Annotated in this window: 16 protein-coding genes, 3 tRNA genes and 1 riboswitch; of the genes, 14 read left to right on the top strand and 5 right to left on the bottom strand. The window is 58.9% G+C overall.

What is annotated here, in order from left to right; genetic code table 11:
* Positions 1 to 126: 126 nt before the first annotated feature.
* The 6 genes from aruF to astE all read left to right on the top strand — a co-directional run bounded on the left by aruF (position 127) and on the right by astE (position 6,474).
* On the top strand, positions 127 to 1,158 hold the full coding sequence (gene aruF / locus BLR20_RS12950; RefSeq protein WP_024639111.1) for an arginine/ornithine succinyltransferase subunit alpha: 1,032 nt from the start codon (positions 127 to 129) through the stop codon (positions 1,156 to 1,158).
* 63 nt (positions 1,159 to 1,221) lie between these two features.
* Positions 1,222 to 2,247 (top strand): arginine N-succinyltransferase, encoded by a 1,026-nt coding sequence (gene astA / locus BLR20_RS12955; protein ID WP_010437511.1) that lies wholly within the window; start codon positions 1,222 to 1,224, stop codon positions 2,245 to 2,247.
* Positions 2,244 to 3,713: a succinylglutamate-semialdehyde dehydrogenase gene (gene astD / locus BLR20_RS12960; RefSeq protein WP_162091535.1), complete on the top strand. Its 1,470-nt coding sequence runs from the start codon at positions 2,244 to 2,246 to the stop codon at positions 3,711 to 3,713. The genes astA and astD overlap by 4 nt, the downstream gene beginning before the upstream one ends.
* 46 nt (positions 3,714 to 3,759) lie before the next feature.
* Positions 3,760 to 5,106, top strand: coding sequence for an N-succinylarginine dihydrolase (gene astB, locus BLR20_RS12965; protein ID WP_054994334.1), 1,347 nt, complete (start codon positions 3,760 to 3,762; stop codon positions 5,104 to 5,106).
* A gap of 61 nt (positions 5,107 to 5,167) precedes the next feature.
* Entirely contained in the window at positions 5,168 to 5,455 is a 288-nt protein-coding gene (locus tag BLR20_RS12970) for a hypothetical protein (RefSeq protein ID WP_003314741.1), read from the top strand.
* 11 nt (positions 5,456 to 5,466) lie between these two features.
* Positions 5,467 to 6,474 (top strand): succinylglutamate desuccinylase, encoded by a 1,008-nt coding sequence (gene astE / locus BLR20_RS12975; RefSeq protein WP_054994335.1) that lies wholly within the window; start codon positions 5,467 to 5,469, stop codon positions 6,472 to 6,474.
* A 106-nt stretch (positions 6,475 to 6,580) separates the two neighbouring features.
* On the opposite strand, the gene BLR20_RS12980 is transcribed toward astE, so the two are convergent.
* Positions 6,581 to 7,093 carry a 6,7-dimethyl-8-ribityllumazine synthase gene (locus tag BLR20_RS12980; protein WP_003369893.1) on the bottom strand — a complete coding sequence of 171 codons (513 nt, stop codon included), beginning with the start codon at positions 7,091 to 7,093 and terminating at the stop codon, positions 6,581 to 6,583.
* A gap of 126 nt (positions 7,094 to 7,219) precedes the next feature.
* Positions 7,220 to 7,385: riboswitch (FMN riboswitch) on the bottom strand.
* Between the two features lie 212 nt (positions 7,386 to 7,597).
* Between BLR20_RS12980 and ltaE the strand changes: the two genes are divergently transcribed.
* The 7 genes from ltaE to BLR20_RS13015 all read left to right on the top strand — a co-directional run bounded on the left by ltaE (position 7,598) and on the right by BLR20_RS13015 (position 13,556).
* Positions 7,598 to 8,602: a low-specificity L-threonine aldolase gene (gene ltaE / locus BLR20_RS12985; protein WP_054994336.1), complete on the top strand. Its 1,005-nt coding sequence runs from the start codon at positions 7,598 to 7,600 to the stop codon at positions 8,600 to 8,602.
* A 144-nt stretch (positions 8,603 to 8,746) separates the two neighbouring features.
* A complete protein-coding gene (gene alaS, locus BLR20_RS12990) occupies positions 8,747 to 11,371 on the top strand; it encodes an alanine--tRNA ligase (RefSeq protein ID WP_054994337.1) in 2,625 nt (874 codons plus the stop codon).
* A gap of 90 nt (positions 11,372 to 11,461) precedes the next feature.
* Entirely contained in the window at positions 11,462 to 12,694 is a 1,233-nt protein-coding gene (locus BLR20_RS12995) for an aspartate kinase (protein WP_003369901.1), read from the top strand.
* A 170-nt stretch (positions 12,695 to 12,864) separates the two neighbouring features.
* The gene (csrA, locus tag BLR20_RS13000; protein WP_002554426.1) at positions 12,865 to 13,053 is read left to right on the top strand and encodes a carbon storage regulator CsrA; all 189 of its coding nucleotides are present in this window, start codon (positions 12,865 to 12,867) and stop codon (positions 13,051 to 13,053) included.
* A gap of 62 nt (positions 13,054 to 13,115) precedes the next feature.
* A tRNA-Ser gene (locus BLR20_RS13005) sits at positions 13,116 to 13,206 on the top strand.
* 109 nt (positions 13,207 to 13,315) lie between these two features.
* A tRNA-Arg gene (locus BLR20_RS13010) sits at positions 13,316 to 13,392 on the top strand.
* Between the two features lie 87 nt (positions 13,393 to 13,479).
* Positions 13,480 to 13,556, top strand: a tRNA-Arg gene (locus BLR20_RS13015).
* Positions 13,557 to 13,600: 44 nt separating this feature from the next.
* On the opposite strand, the gene bamE is transcribed toward BLR20_RS13015, so the two are convergent.
* Positions 13,601 to 14,089 carry an outer membrane protein assembly factor BamE domain-containing protein gene (gene bamE / locus BLR20_RS13020; protein ID WP_054994338.1) on the bottom strand — a complete coding sequence of 163 codons (489 nt, stop codon included), beginning with the start codon at positions 14,087 to 14,089 and terminating at the stop codon, positions 13,601 to 13,603.
* Between the two features lie 325 nt (positions 14,090 to 14,414).
* On the opposite strand from bamE, the gene mgtE reads away from it, so the two are divergent.
* On the top strand, positions 14,415 to 15,857 hold the full coding sequence (mgtE, locus tag BLR20_RS13025; protein WP_003424840.1) for a magnesium transporter: 1,443 nt from the start codon (positions 14,415 to 14,417) through the stop codon (positions 15,855 to 15,857).
* A gap of 187 nt (positions 15,858 to 16,044) precedes the next feature.
* On the opposite strand, the gene BLR20_RS13030 is transcribed toward mgtE, so the two are convergent.
* The 3 genes from BLR20_RS13030 to BLR20_RS13040 form a co-directional block, all read right to left on the bottom strand.
* On the bottom strand, positions 16,045 to 16,371 hold the full coding sequence (locus BLR20_RS13030; protein ID WP_002554423.1) for an Arc family DNA-binding protein: 327 nt from the start codon (positions 16,369 to 16,371) through the stop codon (positions 16,045 to 16,047).
* A 431-nt stretch (positions 16,372 to 16,802) separates the two neighbouring features.
* Positions 16,803 to 16,988, bottom strand: coding sequence for a PA3371 family protein (locus BLR20_RS13035; protein ID WP_010434883.1), 186 nt, complete (start codon positions 16,986 to 16,988; stop codon positions 16,803 to 16,805).
* Between the two features lie 36 nt (positions 16,989 to 17,024).
* Positions 17,025 to 17,264 (bottom strand): hypothetical protein, encoded by a 240-nt coding sequence (locus BLR20_RS13040; protein ID WP_010434882.1) that lies wholly within the window; start codon positions 17,262 to 17,264, stop codon positions 17,025 to 17,027.
* Positions 17,265 to 17,380: the final 116 nt, after the last annotated feature.

The raw sequence follows: 17,380 nt of genomic DNA on the forward strand, positions 1-17,380 counted from the left end.
GCAGCCTTGCGGTGTTCGCCTGATGGCGGGCGCCGCACCTGTTTCCTGCGCCACGCGGCCTGACGCCGCGTGGTGCTTTTACTAGCGCCGGTCGTAAAGGCCGGTCGATCTACAAGGAGTGGCACCATGCTGGTAATGCGCCCTGCGCAAATGGCTGACTTGGCCGAGGTTCAACGCCTCGCTGCCGACAGCCCTATCGGTGTCACGTCCTTGCCCGACGATGCTGGCCGCCTGACCGACAAGATCGGCTCGTCGGAGGCGTCCTTTGCTGCCGAGGTCAGCTTCAACGGTGAAGAAACCTACTTCTTCGTGCTCGAAGACAGCGAAAGCGGCAAGCTGGTGGGCTGTTCGGGGATCGTGGCCTCGGCGGGCTACTCCGAGCCGTTCTACAGTTTTCGCAACGAAACCTTCGTGCATGCTTCCCGCGAACTGAAGATCCATAACAAGATTCACGTGCTGTCCCAGTGTCATGACCTGACCGGCAACAGCCTGTTGACCAGTTTTTACGTGGTCCCGGAGCTGGTCGGCACGGCCTGGTCGGAGCTCAATTCGCGCGGCCGCCTGCTGTTTGTCGCCAGCCACCCCGAGCGCTTTGCCGATTCGGTGGTGACCGAGATCGTCGGTTACAGCGATGAGCAGGGCGACTCACCGTTCTGGGATGCCATCGGGCGCAACTTCTTCGATATCAATTACGCCGCTGCCGAGCGCCTGTGCGGGCTGAAAAGCCGGACCTTCCTCGCCGAGCTGATGCCGCATTACCCGATCTACGTGCCACTGCTGCCGGACGCTGCGCAGGAAGCCATGGGGCAGGTGCATCCGCGCGCGCAGATCACCTTCGACATCCTGATGCGCGAAGGCTTTGAAACCGATCACTACATCGACATTTTCGACGGTGGACCGACGCTGCATGCGCGGGTGTCCGGGATTCGTTCGATTGCCCAGAGCCGTCTGGTTCCGGTCAAGGTCGAGCCCGGGCAAAGCAGCGATGTCGGCAAGGGCGGGCGTCTGTATCTGATCGCCAATGGCCTGTTGCAGGACTACCGCGCGGTGCTCCTGGAACTGGACTGGGCGCCCGGCAGGCCGGTGGTGCTGAGCCTCCAGGCTGCCGATGCCCTGGGTGTTGGTGAAGGTGCCAGTGTGCGGATCGTCGCGGTCTGAACCGGACGTTCGATAGCCGATTAGCGAGTTTCAAGGCTCTCGATGAGCCGCTGAGGAGATAACATGATCGTTCGTCCTGTACGCAGCAGCGACCTGCCCGCGTTGATCGAGCTGGCGCGCAGCACCGGCGCCGGTCTGACGACCCTGCCCGCCAATGAGCAGCGTCTGGCGCACCGGGTAGGCTGGGCTGAAAAGACCTTTCGCGGAGAAGCCGAGCGCGGCGATGCCGATTACCTGTTCGTGCTGGAAGATGACGACGGCCGGGTGGTGGGCATTTCCGCCATCGCCGGAGCGGTCGGTCTGCGCGAGCCTTGGTACAACTACCGGGTCGGCCTGACCGTCAGTGCTTCGCAGGAGCTGAATATCTACCGGGAAATTCCGACCCTGTTCCTGGCCAACGACCTGACCGGCAATTCCGAGCTGTGCTCGCTGTTCCTGCACAGCGATTCGCGCACTGGCCTCAACGGCCGGCTGCTGTCCAAGGCGCGCATGCTGTTCATCGCTGAATTCCCCACGCTGTTCGGCAACAAGATCATTGCCGAAATGCGCGGCATGTCCGATGAGCAGGGCCGTTCGCCGTTCTGGGAAAGCCTGGGGCGGCATTTCTTCAAGATGGAATTCAGCCAGGCCGATTACCTGACCGGCGTGGGCAACAAGGCATTCATCGCCGAACTGATGCCCAAGTTTCCGTTGTACAGCTGCTTTCTTTCCGAAGACGCACGCAGCGTGATCGGTCGGGTGCATGCCGACACCGAACCTGCGCTGACCATGCTCAAGAGCGAGGGCTTCTCGTATCAGGGTTATGTCGACATCTTCGATGCCGGCCCGGCCATCGAGTGCGAGACCGGCAAGATTCGCGCAATCAAGGACAGCCAGGCGCTTGTGCTGGCCATCGGCACGCCAGGTGACGATGCTCCACAGTTCCTGATCTACAACCGCAAGCGTGAAGACTGCCGCGTGACGGTAGGCGCTGCACGTTTTGCCGCCGGCACGCTGGTCGTCGCTCCGCAAACCGCCAAGCGTCTGCGCATGAGTGCTGGCGACAACGTGCGTGCGGTGCCTTTGTCTGCGGCACGGGAGGGCGCTTGATGAACAGCCTTTACATCGCAGGTGCCTGGCAGGACGGGCAGGGTGAGGTGGTCAATTCGCTGAACCCGGTGACCCAGCAGGTATTGTGGTCCGGGCGTGGGGCGAGTGTCGCGCAGGTCGAACAGGCGGTGCAGGCGGCGCGTCAGGCATTTCCCGCCTGGGCGCTGATGCCCCTGGATCAGCGCATCGCGGTACTGGAGGCTTTCGCTGCACGTCTCAAGCATCACGCCGACGCGCTGGCGCACTGCATCGGTGAAGAGACCGGCAAACCGTTGTGGGAATCGGCGACCGAAGTGACCAGCATGGTCAACAAGATTGCCATCTCGGTGCAGAGCTATCGCGAACGAACCGGCGAAAAGAGCGGGCCACTGGGCGATGCCACTGCGGTATTGCGCCACAAGCCGCATGGCGTGGTCGCCGTATTCGGCCCGTACAACTTTCCGGGACATTTGCCCAACGGCCATATCGTCCCGGCCTTGCTGGCGGGCAACGTGGTGCTGTTCAAACCTAGTGAAATGACACCGAAAGTCGCTGAGCTGACCGTCAAGTGCTGGATAGAAGCCGGGCTGCCTGCCGGGGTCCTGAACCTGCTGCAGGGCGGTCGCGAAACCGGTACCGCGCTGGCAGCCAATCCGGGTATCGACGGCCTGTTCTTCACCGGGTCGAGCCGGACCGGCAATGCGCTGCACCAGCAGTTCGCCGGCCGACCGGACAAGATCCTTGCGCTGGAAATGGGCGGTAACAACCCATTGATCGTCGATCAGGTTCAGGACATCGATGCAGCGGTGTACACCATCATTCAGTCCGCCTTCATTTCCGCAGGCCAGCGCTGCACCTGTGCGCGTCGCCTGCTGGTGCCCGAAGGCGACTGGGGTGATGCCTTGCTGGCGCGACTGGTTGGCGTCAGCGCAACTATCCAGGCCGGGGCGTTCGATCAACAGCCTGCGCCGTTCATGGGTTCGGTGATTTCGCTGGAGGCTGCACGTGCCTTGCTCGACGCGCAGCGCAATCTGCTCGCCAACGGCGCGCTGACCCTGCTGGAAATGCGCCAGCCGCAGCCCGGTTCGGCGTTGCTGACACCGGGCATTATCGACGTCAGCGCGGTGCCCGACCGTCCCGACGAAGAGCTGTTCGGCCCGCTGCTGCAGGTCATCCGTTACGCTGGTTTTGACGCCGCCATCGCCGAAGCCAACGCCACCCGTTACGGTTTGGCGGCAGGCCTGCTCTCGGACTCCGAAGCGCGTTATCAGCAGTTCTGGCTGTACAGCCGTGCCGGTATCGTCAACTGGAACAAGCAGCTGACCGGAGCCGCCAGCAGCGCACCCTTCGGCGGGGTAGGCGCCTCGGGCAACCACCGCGCCAGCGCCTATTACGCGGCCGATTACTGCGCCTATCCGGTGGCTTCGCTGGAGGCGGGCAGCCTGACGCTGCCTGCGACACTGCCCCCCGGTATCAGGCTGAGCTGACAGTGCGCACGATTGCTTATAAAAACAGATCCACGGAGCCTTGCCGATGAAGTCCTGTGAAGTGAATTTTGACGGTCTGGTCGGGCCAACCCACAACTACGGCGGGTTGTCCTACGGTAACGTTGCCTCGCAAAGTAACAGCCAGCAATGCGCGAACCCGCGTGAGGCGGCGCTGCAAGGCCTGGCGAAAATGAAAGCGCTGATGGACCTGGGTTTTACCCAGGGCGTGCTGGCACCGCAGGAACGTCCTGATGTGTCCGGCCTGCGCCGCCTGGGCTTCACCGGCAGCGACGAGCAGGTGATTGAAAAAGCGGCCCGTCAGGACATGCCGCTGCTGGTTGCCAGCTGCTCGGCGTCCAGCATGTGGGTGGCCAACGCCGCCACAGTCAGCCCCAGTGCCGACACTGCCGATGGGCGCGTGCATTTCACGGCGGCCAATCTCAACTGCAAATACCACCGCAGCATCGAGCACCCGACCACCACGCGCGTGCTCGGCGCCATGTTCGCCGATGCAACGCATTTCGCTCATCACCCTGCGTTACCGGCTGTCGCGCAGTTTGGCGACGAAGGTGCTGCCAATCACACTCGTTTCTGTCGTGATTACGGCGAGGCCGGTGTGGAGTTTTTCGTGTTTGGCCGCAGTGCGTTCGACACGCGCTATCCGGCACCGCAGAAGTATCCGGCCCGTCAGACCCTGGAGGCGTCGCGCGCGGTTGCGCGGTTGCACGGTCTGAGCGAGGACGGCGTGGTTTATAGTCAGCAGAACCCGGCGGTCATTGATCAGGGTGTGTTCCATAACGATGTGATTGCGGTCGGCAACGGTGAGGTGCTGTTCTATCACCAGGACGCGTTCCTCCATACCGAACCGATGCTCGACGAGCTGCGCGATAAACTCAGTCGTGTCGGCGGGCAGTTGCGGGCTATTTGCGTACCGCGTGCCGAGGTCTCGGTTCAGGATGCAGTGCGCTCCTACCTGTTCAATAGCCAGCTGTTGTCGCGTCCCGATGGCTCGATGCTGCTGATCGTGCCACAGGAATGCCAGGCCAATGCCAGCGTCTGGGCTTACCTGCAACGACTGATCGCCGATGACAGCCCGGTTGCCGAGGTCAAGGTGTTCGACCTCAAACAAAGCATGCAGAACGGCGGCGGTCCGGCCTGCCTGCGTTTGCGTGTGGCGCTCAACGAGACCGAGCTGGCTGCGGTGAACCCGGGGGTGATCATGACGGCGCCGTTGTACGAAACGTTGACGCAGTGGGTCGACAGGCACTACCGCGATCGCATGAGTGAAAGCGATCTGGCCGACCCCCGATTGCTCAACGAATGCCGCACGGCATTGGATGAACTGACGCAAATCCTTAAACTGGGCGCGGTTTATCCGTTTCAACTGAATTGAAGCATCCTGCGCGTCGGGCAACTGTCCGGCGCACTATCCACTTTATAGAGAGCATTCCTATATGAGCGACGCCCTGCAACTGATCCTTGAAGACACTGATGGCACCCAGCTGGAAACTTCCTGCACCCGCGTTGCCGTTATCTGGCAGGGCAAGGAATTGTGGATTCAGCAGGATGGCCGTGGCCAGTTGCTGATCGGCGTCGACGTCGAAGAAGACGACGCCGAATACGCCAACCTGCTGCTGCGCCCGCTGGCGACCAACCTGGTCAGCCTGCAACTGGAAATGGAGCCGGCCGACATGGGTGTCGAGGAAGACGGTCACGTTCACGGTCCTGACTGCAACCACTAAGGAAGCGCGCCATGCTCGCCCTCGGCAAACTGCTTGAACTGACCCTGGCTGGACGCGAGCCGGCGGAAAAGACTCAACTGACCGTCGAAGGCGTGCGCATGCGCTGGATGGGCGAGGGCGCACTGGAAGTCCGCCCGCCAGAGGGTCGTGACAATGGCACTGACCTGCTGCTGTCTGCCGGTATTCATGGCAACGAGACTGCCCCCATCGAGCTGCTGGATGAACTGATCCGCAGCATCGCGCGCGGCGACCTGAAACCGCGCGCACGTATTCTGTTCCTGTTCGGCAATCCCGACGCCATGCGACGCGGGACGCGTTTTGTCGAGCAGGATGTCAATCGGCTGTTCAACGGCCGTCATCTGCAAAGTGGCGGCGTCGAGGCCTTGCGGGCCTGCGAGCTGGAACGACTGGCTGCCAGCTTTTTCAGCCTGCCGGAGCGTTACCGGCTGCACTACGATCTGCACACCGCCATTCGAGGCTCGACGATCGAGCAGTTCGCACTGTATCCGTGGAAGGACGGACGTCAGCATTCGCGGCTCGAACTGGCCCGTCTGCGGGCTGCGGGCATGCGTGCGGTGTTGTTGCAGAACAAGCCGTCCATTGTGTTCAGCGCCTATACCTACGATCAATTGGGGGCCGAGGCATTTACCCTGGAACTGGGCAAGGCACGCCCGTTCGGGCAGAACCAGCAGGTCAATCTTGGACCGCTGCGCTTGTGTCTTGAGCAGCTCATCGAAGGTACCGAGCCCGAGCTGGATGACGATCTTGAAGGGTTGCAACTGTTCAGCGTGGCGCGGGAAGTCATCAAGCGCACCGATGCGTTCACGTTCAACCTGGCCGATGAGGTCGAGAACTTCTCCCCTCTGGAGAAAGGCTACGTGCTGGCCGAAGATGCGGGTGGTTCACGCTGGGTAGTGGAAGAAGAGGGTGCGAGGATCATCTTCCCCAACCCCAAGGTCAAAAACGGCCTGCGGGCGGGGATTCTGATCGTACCGACTGATGCAGATAGCCTAGGCTGATCGCTCGGCACTCTCAAGACCGGACGCAGAGCGTCCAGAACGGCATTCCCACGCTGGAGCGTGAGGAACGATAGGTGTCCGGGAGAACACCTACCGATGCTGCGTCTCAGCAGGCCGCTTTCTGTTGTGCATCCAGACGGCGCAGGCTGCGTACCTTGTTCAGGGTATCAGCGCAGGTTTTGGCTGCTTCTTCGCCCTTGTGCACGAAGTGATCGAAGAAGAACTTCTGATGCTCTTCGCCTGCATGGAAGTGATGCGGTGTCAGGACCACGGAGAACACCGGTACTTCGGTTTCCAGCTGGACCTGCATCAGCGCGCTGACCACTGACTGCGCAACGAATTCGTGACGATAGATGCCTCCGTCCACTACCAGTGCAGCGCCGACGATGCCAGCGTAGCGGCCGGTATTGGCCAGCAGTTTTGCATGCAGCGGGATTTCAAAGGCGCCGCCCACTTCAAAGATATCGATGTCGCTCTCGGCATAGCCCTGATTGGCCATCTCGGCGATAAAGCCTTTACGGCTCTGGTCGACGATATCCTTGTGCCAGCAGGCCTGGATGAACGCGACACGCTCGTTTGCGTGGCTTTTGCTTTTGCTGTCGATTGCAGTTGGTTGCACGTGTTCTGACTCCTGTTTATGGAAAAAACAGGGCATTTGGATCGAAAGGGATTCAAGTCGCGTAGGAAAGCCTCCTGAACGATGTCGTTCATGGATAGGTTTTGCAGACGTTCTTGTTGACGCCAATCCCGCTCTCTCTTCATCCGGACTATGACCGTCGGCCCCGGAATCACACCGGGTCTGCTGACCTTGCAGATCGCGGCCAACGCCACGACCCCCAAGCGCTCGCGGGCTAGACGCATTGCACGCCATTACCGCCGGTGGGGAGTTGCACCCCGCCCTGAGAACGTTGCCGTCACTTTACGTGTCCGGCGCGAGATTTTTATCATAGTTCGCTGGATCATGCATGGACACTTTCGTACGGTGTACCTGCCTTTTTCTTATAAGGGGTCGGAGTATCGAGAGCCGCAGCGCTTGATTATCATGTACCGCGGCCTCAGTAATGCCTTGTTGCAAGCCAAAGGTTGCATGCATTATCGGTCTCCAACTTCAGGGAGCTTTTTCGTGACTGTCATCGATCTGCGCAGCGACACAGTGACTCTGCCCACGGCCGGCATGCTTGATGCCATGGCACGTGCGCCCGTTGGCGATGATGTCTACGGCGAGGACCCTACCGTCAATCTGCTCGAAGCGACGCTTGCCGGACGCCTCGGGTTCGATGCCGCGCTGTTCGTGCCGTCGGGCACCATGAGTAATCTGCTGGCACTGATGGCGCACTGTGAGCGTGGCGATGAGTACATCGTCGGTCAGCAGGCCCACACCTATAAGTACGAAGGTGGCGGTGCGGCAGTGCTGGGCTCGATTCAGCCGCAGCCGCTGGAATTACAGGCCGACGGCTCTCTGGACCTGCAGCAGGTGCTCGATACCATCAAGCCCGATGACTTTCACTTCGCCCGCACGCGCCTGCTTGCCCTGGAAAACACCATGCAGGGCAAGGTGCTGCCGTTGGACTACCTGGCCGCCGCGCGTACCCTGACCCTGAAAAAAGGGCTCGCCCTCCATCTGGACGGCGCACGGCTGTACAACGCCTCGGTCAGGCTGGGTGTCGATGTCCGCGAGATCACCCGGCACTTCGATTCGGTTTCGGTCTGCCTCTCCAAGGGGCTGGGCGCGCCGATCGGCTCGGTGCTGTGCGGCTCACATCCGTTGATCGCCAAGGCCCGCCGGTTGCGCAAAATGCTTGGCGGTGGCATGCGTCAGGCCGGAGGGCTGGCTGCGGCGGGGCTCTACGCGCTGGATCATCAGGTCGAGCGGTTGGCGGACGACCATGCCAACGCGGCGTTTCTGGCTGAAGGCCTGAGCGGGCTCGGCTACTCTGTCGAGCCGGTACAGACCAATATGGTCTATGTGCAGATCGGTGAGCGCGCGGCATCGTTCAAGGCGTTCTGCGCCGAGCGGGGTATCGTACTCACGGCCGCGTCGCGGCTGCGCATGGTGACCCACCTGAACGTGTCGCGCGCTCAGGTCGAACAGGTCATCGCCGCATTCGCAGCCTTTGAACACCCATGACATGCCGATAATCCAGTTACTTGTTTCTATCGCACAAACACACTGTACCGAGGGCGCAACGCCTATATAATGCGGCCCTTTGCCGTCGCTACGTCATTTGACGTTTTGCACTTGCCTCTGGCCGCAGTCTCCGTGGAAGAACCTATGAAAAGCGCAGAAATCCGTGAAGCCTTCCTTGGCTTCTTCGAAGAGCAAGGCCACACCCGTGTCGCTTCAAGCTCCTTGATTCCGGGCAATGACCCAACCCTGCTGTTCACCAACGCAGGCATGAACCAGTTCAAGGATTGCTTCCTGGGCCAGGAAAAGCGCGCTTACACCCGCGCCGTTACCAGTCAGAAATGCGTGCGTGCCGGTGGCAAGCACAATGACCTGGAAAACGTCGGCTATACCGCTCGTCACCACACTTTTTTTGAAATGCTGGGCAACTTCAGCTTCGGTGACTATTTCAAGCGTGATGCCATTACCTACGCCTGGACCTTCCTGACCTCCGAAAAGTGGCTCAACCTGCCCAAGGAAAAGCTCTGGGTCACGGTGTACGCCACTGACGACGAAGCCTACGACATCTGGACCAAAGAGATCGGCGTGCCAGCCGAGCGCATGGTCCGTATTGGCGACAACAAAGGCGCACCGTACGCCTCCGATAACTTCTGGACCATGGGCGATACCGGCCCGTGCGGTCCCTGCAGCGAGATTTTCTTCGATCACGGCCCGGAAATCTGGGGCGGCCCGCCAGGCTCGCCGGAAGAAGACGGCGACCGTTACATCGAAATCTGGAACAACGTATTCATGCAGTTCAATCGCACTGCAGATGGCGTGCTGCACCCGCTGCCAGCGCCGTCGGTCGATACCGGCATGGGCCTGGAGCGCGTCAGTGCGGTTCTGCAGCACGTGCATTCCAACTATGAAATCGACCTGTTCCAGAGCCTGCTGGCTGCATCGGCCAAGGCCATTGGTTGCAGCAATGACAACCAGGCTTCGCTGAAAGTCGTGGCTGACCACATCCGCTCGTGCGGCTTCCTGATCGCCGACGGCGTGCTGCCGTCCAACGAAGGGCGTGGTTATGTGCTGCGCCGCATCATTCGTCGCGCCTGCCGTCACGGCAACAAGCTGGGTGCCAAGGGCAGCTTCTTCTATCAGATCGTTGCCGCGCTGGTTGCCGAAATGGGGTCTGCATTCCCTGAGCTGGTGCAACAGCAGTCGCACATCGAACGCGTGCTGAAAGGCGAAGAAGAGCAGTTCGCCAAGACCCTCGAGCAAGGTCTGAAAATTCTCGAACAGGATCTGGCCGACCTCAAAGGCACCGTGGTTCCGGGCGAAGTGGTGTTCAAGCTGTATGACACCTACGGTTTCCCGATGGACCTGACCGGCGACATCGCTCGCGAGCGCAACCTGACCCTGGACGAAGCCGGCTTCGAGCGTGAAATGGACGCCCAGCGCGTGCGCGCCCGTTCGGCCAGCTCGTTCGGCATGGATTACAACAGCCTGGTCAAGGTCGATGTGGCCACGCAGTTCACGGGTTACTCTGCGACCACTGGCAGCGCCAGCGTCGTGGCCCTCTATAAGGAAGGCCAGTCGGTCTCGCATCTGAACGAAGGCGAAGAGGGCGTGGTGATTCTCGACATCACCCCGTTTTACGCCGAATCGGGCGGTCAGATCGGTGACAGCGGTTTCCTGCAGGCCGGTGATGCGCGCTTTGACGTCAGTGATACCACCAAGACCGGCGGTGCCTTCCTGCACCATGGTGTCGTTGCTTCCGGCAGTCTCAGCGTGGGCACGCAGGTTGAAACGCAGGTCTCCGATGAGGTTCGCAATGCGACCGCATTGAATCACTCGGCCACCCACTTGCTGCACGCCGCATTGCGTCAGGTGCTGGGTGAGCACGTGCAACAGAAAGGCTCGCTGGTCGACAGTCAGCGTCTGCGCTTCGACTTCAGTCACTTCGAAGCGATCAAGGCCGAGCAACTGCGCGCGCTGGAAGATATCGTCAACGCCGAGATTCGCAAGAACACCGAGGTGATGACCGAAGAGACTGATATCGACACGGCGAAGAAGAAGGGCGCCATGGCGCTGTTCGGCGAGAAGTACGGCGACAGCGTTCGCGTACTGAGCATGGGCGGCGAGTTCTCGGTCGAGCTGTGCGGTGGTATCCACGCCAGGCGTACCGGTGACATTTCGCTGTTCAAGATCGTCAGTGAAGGCGGTGTCGCTGCAGGGGTGCGCCGTATCGAGGCAGTCACCGGCGCTGCGGCCCTGGCCTGGCTGAATTCGGCCGAAGATCAACTCAAGGAAGCCGCGACGCTGGTCAAAGGCAATCGCGACAACCTGCTGGACAAGCTGACGGCGGTGATTGAACGCAACCGTCTGCTGGAGAAACAACTGGAACAACTGCAAGCCAAGGCAGCCAGTGCCGCCGGTGACGACCTGTCGTCAGCGGCGCTGGATGTCAAAGGTGTCAAGGTTCTGGCCACGCGCCTGGATGGTCAGGATGGCAAGGCGCTGTTGGCGCTTGTCGATCAGTTGAAGAACAAGCTCGGCCGCGCAGTGATCCTGCTCGGCAGTGTTCATGAGGAAAAGGTTGTCTTGGTCGCAGGCGTGACCAAGGACCTGACTGGCCAACTCAAAGCCGGTGATTTGATGAAGCAGGCAGCCGCCGCCGTAGGTGGTAAAGGTGGTGGCCGTCCTGATATGGCTCAAGGCGGTGGTGTCGATGCCGGTGCGCTGGATTCAGCGCTGGCACTGGCCGTTCCTTTTGTAGAGCAGGGTATCTGAGTCGGGTCAGCGGGCCTGCCGCACACCGGCAGGCCGTACTGGGCTCGAATGTTAATGGGTACTCTTAACGGGATTTGAGGCGGCTTTGAGATGGCTTTAATCGTACAGAAATTTGGCGGCACCTCCGTGGGCTCTGTAGAGCGCATCGAGCAGGTGGCCGACAAGGTCAAGAAATTCCGTGAGGCGGGTGACGACCTGGTGGTCGTGCTGTCGGCCATGAGCGGCGAAACCAATCGTCTGATCGAACTGGCCAGGCAAATCAGTGATCAGCCGGTTCCCCGTGAGCTGGATGTCATTGTCTCCACGGGCGAGCAGGTGACCATCGCGCTGCTGGCGATGGCCTTGATGAAGCGTGGCGTTCCTGCGGTGTCCTACACCGGCAATCAGGTGCGTATTCTCACCGACAGCGCGCACAACAAGGCGCGCATCCTGCAGATCGACGACCAGAAGATCCGCTCCGACCTGAAAGCGGGTCGCGTGGTGGTGGTCGCCGGTTTCCAGGGTGTCGACGAACACGGCAACATCACGACCCTCGGGCGTGGTGGCTCTGACACGACCGGTGTTGCCCTGGCGGCGGCGCTGAAAGCGGACGAGTGCCAGATCTACACCGACGTCGATGGCGTATACACCACTGATCCGCGCGTCGTGTCGCAGGCCCAGCGCCTCGACAAGATCACCTTTGAAGAGATGCTGGAAATGGCCAGCCTCGGTTCCAAGGTGCTGCAGATCCGTGCGGTCGAATTCGCCGGCAAATACAATGTCCCGCTGCGCGTTCTGCACAGCTTCAAAGAGGGGCCGGGCACCCTTATTACAATCGATGAAGAGGAATCCATGGAACAGCCGATCATTTCCGGCATCGCCTTCAACCGCGATGAAGCCAAGCTGACCATCCGTGGTGTGCCAGACACCCCCGGTGTAGCGTTCAAGATTCTTGGCCCGATCAGCGCGGCCAATATCGAAGTGGACATGATCGTGCAGAACGTCTCGCACGATAACACCACCGATTTCACCTTCACGATCCATCGCAACGACTATCAGGCGGCCTTGCAGGTTCTTGAGGCCACTGCGCGTGAAATCAGTGCACGTGAAGTGTCCGGCGATACCAAGATCGCCAAGGTGTCCATCGTCGGCGTCGGCATGCGCTCGCATGCAGGCGTTGCCAGTCGCATGTTCGAAGCGCTGGCCAAGGAGAGCATCAATATCCAGATGATCTCCACATCGGAAATCAAGGTTTCCGTGGTCATCGAAGAGAAATACCTGGAGTTGGCTGTGCGCGCATTGCACACGGCCTTTGAGCTGGATGCTCCGCGGCAGGGTGAATGACCCTGTCATCGAAGGGCGCGGCGTGACCGCGTCTTTCGGGTGCTGCGCAGAAGGGCTTTTGTTTTCTTTGCGTTAGTCGATATACAGGTAGTGGTTATGGCGTTTTGCTACTGTCACTGCCTATAGGTTTGCAGACTGTTGTCCCTGAATAAAGGCGTAAGGAGAAAAGTATGCTGATTCTGACTCGTCGGTGCGCGGAAAGCCTGATCATTGGGGATGGTGAAATCACCGTCACCGTGCTCGGAGTGAAGGGTAATCAGGTGCGTATTGGTGTCAATGCGCCCAAGGAAGTCGCTGTCCATCGTGAAGAGATTTACCTGCGTATCAAGAAAGAGAAGGACGAAGAACCAAGCCATTAATTTTTATTGAATTTTTGGTTTGCAAACGGGGAAAAGGGTGGTTATTATACGCCCCGTGTTGCGGAGAGCTGGCCGAGTGGCCGAAGGCGCTCCCCTGCTAAGGGAGTACACCTCAAAAGGGTGTCGGGGGTTCGAATCCCCCGTTCTCCGCCATTATTTATGTAGTGCGTAAGATTGGGCTTGATCTGTAAGTTGTTGAATTTACTAGAAAAAGTGCTTGACTAAACAATCTTACGACCTATAATACGCGGCACCAACACATGCACTCGTAGCTCAGCTGGATAGAGTACTCGGCTACGAACCGAGCGGTCACAGGTTCGAATCCTGTCGAGTGCACCATTTAAAGTTGTTTGAAGCGTTGTAAGCAATTACAGGGTTTCCGATAACTGGCTCCAACCAGAGGTGATCTGGTCTAAAAACACCAATGCACTCGTAGCTCAGCTGGATAGAGTACTCGGCTACGAACCGAGCGGTCACAGGTTCGAATCCTGTCGAGTGCACCATACAAACGAAAAGCCCACATCGAAAGATGTGGGCTTTTTGCTTTCTAGCGTTTTCCTTTAACGCATCCGTGCTCGTCAAATGTCACCTGATTACTGCGACCTTTTTTCTGGTTGTACACGTAGTGCAATTCTCCGTTGCGATTGGTGACTTTGTCGGGGCGCCCCAGCAGGCTTTCGACATCGCGCCGCGTCATGCCGGGAGGGGTGCGCTGGTTGATGATTGCAGCCCTGCGCTGTTCGGCGCTCAAACGGTTGCCGCAGCCATCATCTCGCGCGCCGACCACGACTACTGTCTGAGCTGCCGGTTTTCGAGGCGCGGGGGCCGGAGTGTTGCCGGGCAGCAGCAAATCGATGCGGGTGCCTGGTGGCGCATTGAAGGCCCTTTGCAGGCTTGTACTGTGCCCATCCGGACATCCCAGGGTGGTAAACGTAATATTTCCGGATGCATCCTCGCAGCGATGAATGCTGCTGGCGGTTGCCGTTGCAGAAAGGCAGAGCAGGGCGCTCCACAGCAGATGATTGGCAGGTCGCATGCTCAAGGTCCTCCGTGACGGGTGTCAGCAAAGGCTAACTGCCGTCTTTGGATGGGGCGAGCGTGTTTTGTTGGCTGAATGTGACGTCGAACCCTGGCTGGCTTACGGAGTTGTGCAGGTTTGCACTGCAAACGGTTGTTCTGGGCTGAATTTTCTCGCGTGCGCTTCGCTCAAAGCGGTGTATCATTGCGCCCGTCAGCTCCGCCGGGGCTTGTGGAACACCTCCATGGACATACCCAGTCGTTACTCAATAATGTTTTTCAACAATCATGAATTAACTGATTGATCTCCCGGCGTGCTCCGCTGCTGGGAGTGGAGTTCGCCTATGACCGAAAGAGAAGTAAAAAAAACGCAGGAAAGCTTGCAGGACCGCCTGGCTCAGGTTGTCGATCTGCTGCAGCGCCAGCGTATTGTTGAAGACCTGACCCATCGTCAGGAAGGTCAGCATCAGGACCGTGTAGAAAACCTGGTTCACCGGCAGAATCTCGTCGAGTTGCAACGCAAGCTCGAAGACCTTCACTCTGCCGACGTCGCTTATATCCTCGAAGCCTTGCCCCTGGAAGACCGTCTGACCGTCTGGCAGCTGGTCAAGGCCGATCGCGACGGCGACATTCTTCTTGAAGTATCCGATTCCGTTCGTGAAACCCTGATCGCCGACATGGACGATCATGAGTTGCTCGCGGCGGCACGGGACATGGACGCCGACGAACTGGCCGACCTTGCTCCCGAGTTGCCCCGCGACGTCGTTCATGAGCTCATGGAAACACTGGATTCACAGCAGCGTGAGCGTGTGCGGTCAGCCCTGTCCTATGACGAGGATCAGGTCGGCGCGCTGATGGACTTCGAGATGGTGACGATCCGTGAGGATGTCAGCCTTGAAGTTGTACTGCGCTACCTGCGCAGGCTCAAAGAGCTGCCTGGCCACACCGACAAACTGTTCGTGGTCGATTCCGAGGGCGTGCTCAAGGGCGTGCTGCCGATCAAGCGTCTGCTGGTCAATGATCCGGAGAAGCAGGTTGGCGAAGTCATGGCCAACGATCCGGTCAGCTTTCACCCGGAAGACGATGCCTACGATGCGGCACAGGCGTTCGAGCGTTACGACCTTATCTCCACGCCGGTCGTGGACAAGAACGGCAAGCTGATCGGTCGTCTGACCATCGATGAAATGGTCGACCTGATCCGTGAGGAAAGCGAAAGCGAAGTCCTCAACATGGCGGGTCTGCGCGAAGAAGAAGACATCTTCGCATCGGTATGGCGTTCGCTGCGCAACCGCTGGGCCTGGCTGGCAGTCAACCTGGTAACCGCGTTTCTGGCTTCGCGTGTGATCGGCCTGTTCGAAGGCTCCATCGAGAAGCTGGTGGCACTCGCTGCGCTGATGCCTATCGTGGCCGGGATCGGTGGCAACTCCGGTAATCAGACCATCACCATGATCGTCCGCGCGATGGCGCTGGACCAGGTCAATACCGGTAATACAGCGCGATTGTTGCGCAAGGAGCTGGCTGTCGGCCTGATCAACGGGCTGCTCTGGGGGGGTGTGATCGGCGTGGTCGCTTACATGCTGTATGGCAGCTGGTCGCTGGGTGTAGTCATGACCGCCGCCATGACGCTCAACCTGCTGCTGGCAGCGCTGATGGGCGTTTCCATTCCCATGGCGCTTGCCCGTTTGGGGCGAGATCCTGCGATGGGGGCGAGCGTCATGATTACGGCAATGACCGACAGCGGCGGTTTCTTCATCTTCCTTGGACTGGCAACGATCTTTCTGCTCTAAGTCTTGCGACTCTTACAGTCCTTTGAAATAAAAAAACCGCCGTGATCAGGCGGTTTTTTTATGCTTCGGCCAAGTCTTCATGTCGCTGAGTACTGCAATAAGCCGACGACTAATAAAGAAAAAGACTACAAAAAGGCTATAACGAAAAAGGCCAGCTTTCGCTGGCCTTTGTCTGTTACGTCAAGTCTCAGGACTCTTCGGAAGCGAGTTCCGTGTCATGAGCAATCAGCGAAACAAGGGCGTTCTGTTGACGATGTGAAAGCTGACGAAAGCGCTGCAGCAGCTCGCGTTCGTGCAAGGACAGCTCAGGACTATCGAGGCGCAGGCTTGGTTCATCACCAAGAGCACCTTCCTGAATCAGGCTTTGTTCGAGACGAGCGATGATTTCCGAGTTCATGCTGCGGTGATGATTCTTGGCTACCTCTTGCACGCGATTACGCATGCCGTCTGGTAGGCGAACGACGAACTTGTCAGCCGTGCGGCTGGAATAAGTAGCCTGTTTCATAGGGCTCATATATTTAACCGGTTAGTTCAGGGGAAGCGGTTCTAGCAAGTGGCCGCAAGATTGTCACAGTCAGACAGTCTTTTTGGCCAAATGTTCAACCGGGGTTCCAAGGGGCCGACATCATGCCGTATTGCGTCGAATCCTTGGCGTCAATTCTGTGACAAATATTGACTCAGGTAGCGGCGTATTGCCAGCACCAATTATCAGAAATGCGAGCGAATTTGCAAAGTCATCGCATTTGTCCCCGGATAAAAGGGCACGCCACCGAGCTTTTTTGCTGTCATGGCCATTTGACTCTGAGTATGCGTCTAAATTCAGCGTGAGCGAGGTTAGCCGACAAAGGGTTGGCTGCGGTGCAGGAGGGTTGTTCTGGAGCAGGGGGGGATTTCGGATGCGAGATGGTCAGGCGACCGGACACATTGCTGCAAGTAGCTTCGCTGTCAGCGAAGCACCGGATCGAATTTGAAGCGACGACCGACGAACAGCGCAACCACGAAGAGACTGGCGAATACACCGGCAGCGATATTTGCAGCGATACTCGTAGCTTGCGCGTTAACGGGAAGCAACAGGTCGGCGACGACGGCCATGATCGCCAGGACCAGAAATGACAACGCGGATTTTGACATGGCTACTCTCTCTTGAAAGGGTCGTTACAGGCGTTATCAGAAAACCCAGCGCTGTTCGGCGCGTGGAAACTGAAGTGACTCATCATCGTCATTGGCCAGCATCGCTGCGCTTGCAACGCGTTCAGTCATGATTGCCAGCTTTGGCGCCTGACTGATCTGGTGATGGACAGGAGCAGGCGTGATGGCCTGAGCGTCCTTGATACCAGAATCCTGGAAATGAAATGCCACCAGAGCCACCAGAGCTGCCGCATTCAACGCTGAGAGAGTCTTGTTCATTTTCCAGTACCTGTGCCCGACCGTTTGGGATGAGATGTGTTCCACAGATATAGATAATGCAGTCTGCATGCCAATCAGAAATTGATATAAATTCCTTATAAATCAATGTCTTAGTA

It is taken from the genome of Pseudomonas congelans (genome assembly GCF_900103225.1).
GTDB lineage: Bacteria > Pseudomonadota > Gammaproteobacteria > Pseudomonadales > Pseudomonadaceae > Aquipseudomonas > Aquipseudomonas congelans.

What these genes read in the sequence shown, in the direction of transcription:
- aruF (WP_024639111.1), top strand. Translation starts at nt 127, where the DNA reads ATGCTGGTAATGCGCCCTGCGCAAATGGCTGACTTGGCCGAGGTTCAA.
- astA (WP_010437511.1), top strand. Translation starts at nt 1,222, where the DNA reads ATGATCGTTCGTCCTGTACGCAGCAGCGACCTGCCCGCGTTGATCGAG.
- astB (WP_054994334.1), top strand. Translation starts at nt 3,760, where the DNA reads ATGAAGTCCTGTGAAGTGAATTTTGACGGTCTGGTCGGGCCAACCCAC.
- BLR20_RS12970 (WP_003314741.1), top strand. Translation starts at nt 5,168, where the DNA reads ATGAGCGACGCCCTGCAACTGATCCTTGAAGACACTGATGGCACCCAG.
- astE (WP_054994335.1), top strand. Translation starts at nt 5,467, where the DNA reads ATGCTCGCCCTCGGCAAACTGCTTGAACTGACCCTGGCTGGACGCGAG.
- alaS (WP_054994337.1), top strand. Translation starts at nt 8,747, where the DNA reads ATGAAAAGCGCAGAAATCCGTGAAGCCTTCCTTGGCTTCTTCGAAGAG.
- BLR20_RS12995 (WP_003369901.1), top strand. Translation starts at nt 11,462, where the DNA reads ATGGCTTTAATCGTACAGAAATTTGGCGGCACCTCCGTGGGCTCTGTA.
- csrA (WP_002554426.1), top strand. Translation starts at nt 12,865, where the DNA reads ATGCTGATTCTGACTCGTCGGTGCGCGGAAAGCCTGATCATTGGGGAT.
- bamE (WP_054994338.1), bottom strand. Translation starts at nt 14,089, where the DNA reads ATGCGACCTGCCAATCATCTGCTGTGGAGCGCCCTGCTCTGCCTTTCT.
- mgtE (WP_003424840.1), top strand. Translation starts at nt 14,415, where the DNA reads ATGACCGAAAGAGAAGTAAAAAAAACGCAGGAAAGCTTGCAGGACCGC.
- BLR20_RS13030 (WP_002554423.1), bottom strand. Translation starts at nt 16,371, where the DNA reads ATGAGCCCTATGAAACAGGCTACTTATTCCAGCCGCACGGCTGACAAG.
- BLR20_RS13035 (WP_010434883.1), bottom strand. Translation starts at nt 16,988, where the DNA reads ATGTCAAAATCCGCGTTGTCATTTCTGGTCCTGGCGATCATGGCCGTC.
- BLR20_RS13040 (WP_010434882.1), bottom strand. Translation starts at nt 17,264, where the DNA reads ATGAACAAGACTCTCTCAGCGTTGAATGCGGCAGCTCTGGTGGCTCTG.